5 protein-coding genes are annotated in these 5363 nt (G+C 69.5%); 3 read left to right on the top strand and 2 right to left on the bottom strand.

Going from position 1 to position 5363, the window contains the following annotated elements; translation table 11 throughout:
* The first annotated feature begins 223 nt into the window (after positions 1 to 223).
* Positions 224 to 772, top strand: a complete 549-nt coding sequence (locus AC1D12_RS23685) for a Dps family protein (protein ID WP_477843246.1) — start codon at positions 224 to 226, stop codon at positions 770 to 772.
* Between the two features lie 50 nt (positions 773 to 822).
* Positions 823 to 1455 carry a YitT family protein gene (locus AC1D12_RS23680; protein ID WP_047507958.1) on the top strand — a complete coding sequence of 211 codons (633 nt, stop codon included), beginning with the start codon at positions 823 to 825 and terminating at the stop codon, positions 1453 to 1455.
* 25 nt (positions 1456 to 1480) lie between these two features.
* Here the strand turns inward: AC1D12_RS23680 and AC1D12_RS23675 are convergent, their stop codons facing one another.
* Positions 1481 to 1984: a hypothetical protein gene (locus tag AC1D12_RS23675; protein ID WP_477825574.1), complete on the bottom strand. Its 504-nt coding sequence runs from the start codon at positions 1982 to 1984 to the stop codon at positions 1481 to 1483.
* Positions 1981 to 4203 carry an acyl-CoA dehydrogenase gene (locus AC1D12_RS23670; RefSeq protein ID WP_477843244.1) on the bottom strand — a complete coding sequence of 741 codons (2223 nt, stop codon included), beginning with the start codon at positions 4201 to 4203 and terminating at the stop codon, positions 1981 to 1983. Before AC1D12_RS23670 ends, AC1D12_RS23675 begins: the two co-directional genes overlap by 4 nt.
* 266 nt (positions 4204 to 4469) lie before the next feature.
* On the opposite strand from AC1D12_RS23670, the gene AC1D12_RS23665 reads away from it, so the two are divergent.
* A partial coding sequence (locus AC1D12_RS23665) for an MCP four helix bundle domain-containing protein (RefSeq protein ID WP_477843242.1) occupies positions 4470 to 5363 on the top strand: 894 nt, incomplete at its 3' end.

Raw genomic sequence — 5363 nt, 5'->3', positions numbered from 1 at the left:
GACCACAACGAACGAAGTGAGTGGCGGGAGTTTGCCGATGCACCCCCGAAGCCGAGCTTCTTCGTGCGGCCCGCCAGGGCCGACCGCCCCAGCCGAGCCCCCACAGCCTGCCCCGGCCGCTCCGAACACGCGCCACGAAAGAACAGAAGCCTGCCCCCTCAGAAGGAGGCGAATAAATCAGCACAACGCTATGCTGCGCGAACACTCCACGGAAGGATTCGCGATGAAGAAGAAGGCCCCGTCCCCGGCACGCAGCGCCAAGGAACGCCAGCGCGCCCCGCTGGTCACGCCGACCGACCTGAAGGCCGGCGCCACGCGCGACATCGCCGCTGCGATGAACGGCATCCTGGCCGACGTGTTCGCGCTGTACCTGAAGACCAAGAACTTCCACTGGCACATGAGCGGGCCGCACTTCCGCGACTACCACGTGATGCTCGACGAGCAGGCCGACCAGCTCTACGCGATGACCGACCCGATCGCCGAACGCGTGCGCAAGGTGGGCGGCAGCACGTTGCGCTCGATCGGCCACGTCGCGCGCTCGCAGCGCATCCTCGACAACGACGCCGAGTTCGTCGAGCCGTCGGACATGCTCGCCGAACTCCGCGAGGACAACAAGACGCTGGTCGCCGAACTGCGCGAGGCCCACGGCGTCTGCGACGAACACCACGACATCGCCACCGCCAGCCTGATCGAGGTGTGGATCGACGAGACCGAGCGCCGCACCTGGTTCCTGTTCGAGGCCGGCCGCTCGGGTGACAGCAGCGGGCATTGAAGGTCTTCAGGCTTCGCGTGGGCGGCACGCTTGTTGCAACATCGGGGGCCATGAGCACCCCCGCTGCCTCCTCCGAAACCCCGCCGCCGCTCCAGCGCCACACGCTGTTCGAGGACGCGCAGGCCATCTTCACCGGCACGCTGTTCGTCTCGCTGGCGCTGATCCTGTTCGCGCAGGTCGGGCTGCTGACCGGTGGCACCGCCGGCGTCGCCTTCGTGTTGCACTACGCGACCGGCATCGGCCTGGGCAAGCTGTTCTTCGCGATCAACCTGCCGTTCTACTGGTTCGCGTGGCGGCGCATGGGCCGCGAGTTCACGCTGAAGACTTTCATCGCGATCACGCTGCTGTCGCTGATGACCGATTGGTCGCCCCAGCTGTTCGCGATCGAGCGCCTGCACCCGGCCTACGCGGCCGTGCTCGGCGGGCTGCTGCTCGGTTCGGGCTGCCTGTTCCTCGCTCGCCACCGCGCCAGCCTGGGCGGCGCCACCATCGTGTCGCTGTACCTGCAGCAGACACGCGGCTGGCGGGCCGGCAAGGTGCAGATGGGCGTCGATTGCAGCGTCGTGCTGCTTGCGCTGACGGTGGTCGAACCGTCGCGCGTCGCATGGTCGGTGCTCGCGGCCATCGTGATGAACCTGTTCATCGCGGTCAACCACAAGCCGGGGCGCTACGCCGTGTTGTGATCCGGCGGTGCCGTGAACCGCGCGCTCAGCGTTGCCTCTCGTGTTCCGCTCCGCGGTCCAGCCCGCGATCGGGCGACTCGAAGTGCTGCTGCTGGCCCGGGCTCGGCTCGATCAGCTCCTCGATGATCAGGTGCCCGAACTTCTGCGCCCGCGCCGCGTTGTGCTCGCGTGCCACCTGCGTGATGAACTCCTCGTGGTCGCTCTTCGGCCACAGCACGACCACGTAGCCGTGCCCCTGCTCGGCCAGCGCGAGGTGCGTCTTCAGCAGGTTCAGGTCCTGCCCGATCGAGGCCAGCACGCCCGCATGGGCGATGTTGGTCCGCATCTGCCGCGCCATCTGCTGCGGCGAGAACACCAGCAGGTCGCTTTCCAGGAAGTTCTCGTCCAGCAGGGCGTTCAGCGCCCCCTGCAGGTCGTCGGCCGATCGGAAGGCCAGGAAGACCTTGTTCTCGGGCGGCAGCACGCCGTCGCTGCGGATCGGGTTCGAGACGGCGTTGGCAGCAGTCGGGTTCACGGTGTTCTGGCTCATGGCACCTCCAGTGGATCGGGCACCGCGATGGCCGCGGCGGATGGGACGGGCGACGGCGGCGCCACAGGCCGCGCCGGTCCGGGAACCGGGAAAGTCGGGATCACCCTGGCCGCCGCGCGCAGGTAGGCGAGCGCGGCCGCCGGGTTGCGCGAATGGCTGGCCACATCCTCCAGCGAACGCGAATGGCGCAAGGCCTGGTTCAGTTCGCCGGCTTCGTCGCCGAGCGCACGCGCCTGGTCGAGCGCGTTGCGCAGGTCGCGCAGGCCGCCGCTGCGCGGCGAACCCACATCGATGCACAGGCGCGCCAGCACCGCCGGTTCGCTGCGCAGCGATTCGGCCAGCGCCACCAGGTCGCGGTCGCGCAGCGGGGCGAGGTGCCGCGTGCCGTTCAGCAGCAGCGGCGCCAGCGCACGCAGCAGGCCGGAGGGCAGGTTGGCGTACAGGTCGCGCAGCGTCGCGGCGGCCTGGTCCAGCTGCACGCGGATCGCCGCGCGCGCGATCGGCAGCAGGGCCGGGTCGGCCTCGCGCTCGTAGCGCCACACGCTGGCCGATGCGAGGTACAGGTTCGCCAGCACATCGCCSAGCCKKGCMGACAGCAAYTCCATGCGCTTGAGCTTGCCGCCCAGCARGCCCATSGCCAGGTCGGCCGTCAACRCGTACTTGGCGGACACGCGGGCGATCAGCCGCGCTTCTTTCCGAAGGCCCTCGGGCACCTGGCCGCGCAGCGGCGCGCCGACCAGGCTGGCGCCCAGGTTGCGCAGCACGTGGCGGCCGTGCGCCAGCAGCGCCGCGCCCAGCGCCTGTTCGTCGTTCGCCTGCACCGCAGCCATCTCGTCGAGCACGTGCGGATGGCAGCGCACCGCCCCCTGGCCGAAGATGATCAGCGAGCGCGTCAGGATGTTGGCGCCTTCCACCGTGATCGCGATCGGCGCCTGGCGGTATGCCGCGCCGAGCAGGTTGCCCGGCCCCGAGATGATGCCCTTGCCGCCCAGCACGTCCATGCCGTGGATCACCGCGCGCCGGCCGGCTTCGGTCAGGTGCACCTTCAGGATCGCGCTCGCGACGCTCGGCCGCTGGCCGGCATCGAGTGCCGCAGCGGTGTAGCGGCGGGCCGCGTCGGTCGCGTACAGGTCGGCGGCGGTGCGGGCGAGCAGCGCGGCGATCGCGTGGAACTTCGCGATCGGCAGCCCGAACTGCTCGCGGATCTGCCCGTAGCCGCTCATCACGAACAGCGCCGTCTGCTGCATCGCCGCGCCCATCGCCGGCAGCGAGATCGCGCGGCCTGCCGCCAGGCACTCCATCAGCATGCGCCAGCCCTGGCCCACCTGCGGCTCGCCGCCGATCACCCAGTCCATCGGCACGAACACGTTCTCGCCGCGCACCGGGCCGTTCATGAAGGCCGAATCCATCGGGTGGTGGCGGCGGCCGATCTCCATGCCGGGCGTCGGCACCGGCAGCAGCGCGCAGGTGATGCCCAGTTCCTGCTCGCCCTCGGGGCGCGTCAGGTCGACCGCCTGGAACGCGAGGCCGACCACCGTCGCCACCGGCGCCAGCGTGATGTAGCGCTTGTCGAAGGTGACGCTGAAGCCGCGCACGCGCCGGCCGTCGATCACACGCTCGGTCAGCACGCCGCGGTCGGGGATGGCGGCGGCATCGGAGCCGGCATAGGGCGAGGTCAGGCCGAAGCAGGGCAGGTCGCGGCCATCGGCCAGGCGTTCGAGGTACTGCGCCTTCTGGGCCTCGGTGCCGTAGCGCAGCAGCAGTTCGGCCGGCCCGAGCGAGTTCGGCACCATCACGGTGACCGCGGCGGCGACGTTCACGCTCGCGATGCGCGTCACCACGGTCGCATGCGCATGGTGGCTGAAGCCCAGGCCGCCGTGCTCCTTCGGGATGATCATGCCGAAGAAGCGCTTCGTCCGCAGGTGCTGCCACACGGCGGCGGGCAGGTCGCCCTCGGTGTCGATCGAGAAGTCGTCGAGCATGCCGATCAGGTCGCGCACCGGACCGTCGAGGAAGGCGTGCTCGTCCGGCGTCAGGCGGTTCGGCGGGATCGCCAGCAGCGCATCGAAATCGGGCCTTCCGGAGAACAGCTGGCCTTCGAAGCCCACCGTGCCGGCTTCGAGCGCGGCCCGTTCGGTGTCGCCCATCGCGGGCAGGGCCTTGCGGAAGAACGGCATCGCGGTGCGGCCGAGCCAGCGGTTCAAGGGGGTCAGGCCCATCGAGGGTCTCCGTGCAGACGAGATGGCCCATGGTCGAGCCTGCCGGTGTGCGAATCTGCCGGACGGCGCCRGCTTGCCGGGTCAGACAGCGCTCACAGGCCAGGCCGYCGCCCAGAGCATCGATCGCAGTTGTAGGCAGTTTCCCCTCATGCTGGGCCTGACCTTGACCGACACCACACGCGGCGCGCATCGGATTGGCAGCCACGCAGCGCCATCGAACAATGGCGTGTCATCCGGTCAGCCTTCCTACCGACTCAGGGAATCTCATGAACTTCAAGAACATGCGCGTGAAGACCAAGCTGATGCTCGGTTTTGCCGTGCTGGCGACCATCGTGCTGCTGGTCTCGGGGCTGTCGCTGCGCTCGCTCTCCCGTTCGAACGAGCGCTTCGACAACTACCTGGAAGGTGTCGGCCAGCGCGAACGCCTGGCCACCAGCCTGCGCGGTGCCGCGACGCGGCGCGCGATCGCGGCGCGCAACCTGGTGCTGGTGACCGATCCGGCCGACCGTGAGTTCGAGAAGAAGGCCGTCTCCGAATCGCACGAGGAGACCAAGGTGGCGATGCAGCGCCTGAAGGCCGCGATGGGCGACAGCTTCGACGTGACCGCGCGCGACCGCGAGCTGGTGGCGCAGATCGACGCCATCGAGATGAAATACGACGTCGTGGCGCTCAGCATCGTCGGCATGGCGCTGGACGGCAAGCGCGAGGAGGCGATCACGAAGATGAACGCCGAATGCCGGCCGCTGCTGGCGGCGTTGCTGAAGACCACCAGCGAACTGATCGAATACGAATATGCGCAGGCCGAAGGGATCGTCAAGGTGGCCGATGCGGCCTACGCGGGCGACCGCATCACGATGATCGCCGCCTGCGTCGCCGCGATGCTGGCGGCCGTCGGCCTCGGCTGGCTGCTCAGCAACGCGGTGACCGCGCCGCTGACGCGCGCCGTCACGCTCGCCGAGGCGGTGGCTGCCGGCGACCTGGGCACGGACATCGTCGTCGACAGCCGCGACGAGACCGGCCTGCTGCTGGCCGCGCTGAAGAAGATGAACGGCAGCCTGGTCGACATGGTCGGCAAGGTGCGCCAGTCGGCCGACGGCATCGCGACGGCCTCGGCCGAGATCGCGATGGGCAACCAGGACCTGTCGAGTCGCACGTCGCAC

It is taken from the genome of Rhizobacter sp. P1_G5 (genome assembly GCF_056405435.1).
This window is presented reverse-complemented; position numbering and strand designations above follow the sequence as displayed.

What these genes read in the sequence shown, in the direction of transcription:
- AC1D12_RS23685 (WP_477843246.1), top strand. Translation starts at nt 224, where the DNA reads ATGAAGAAGAAGGCCCCGTCCCCGGCACGCAGCGCCAAGGAACGCCAG.
- AC1D12_RS23680 (WP_047507958.1), top strand. Translation starts at nt 823, where the DNA reads ATGAGCACCCCCGCTGCCTCCTCCGAAACCCCGCCGCCGCTCCAGCGC.
- AC1D12_RS23675 (WP_477825574.1), bottom strand. Translation starts at nt 1,984, where the DNA reads ATGAGCCAGAACACCGTGAACCCGACTGCTGCCAACGCCGTCTCGAAC.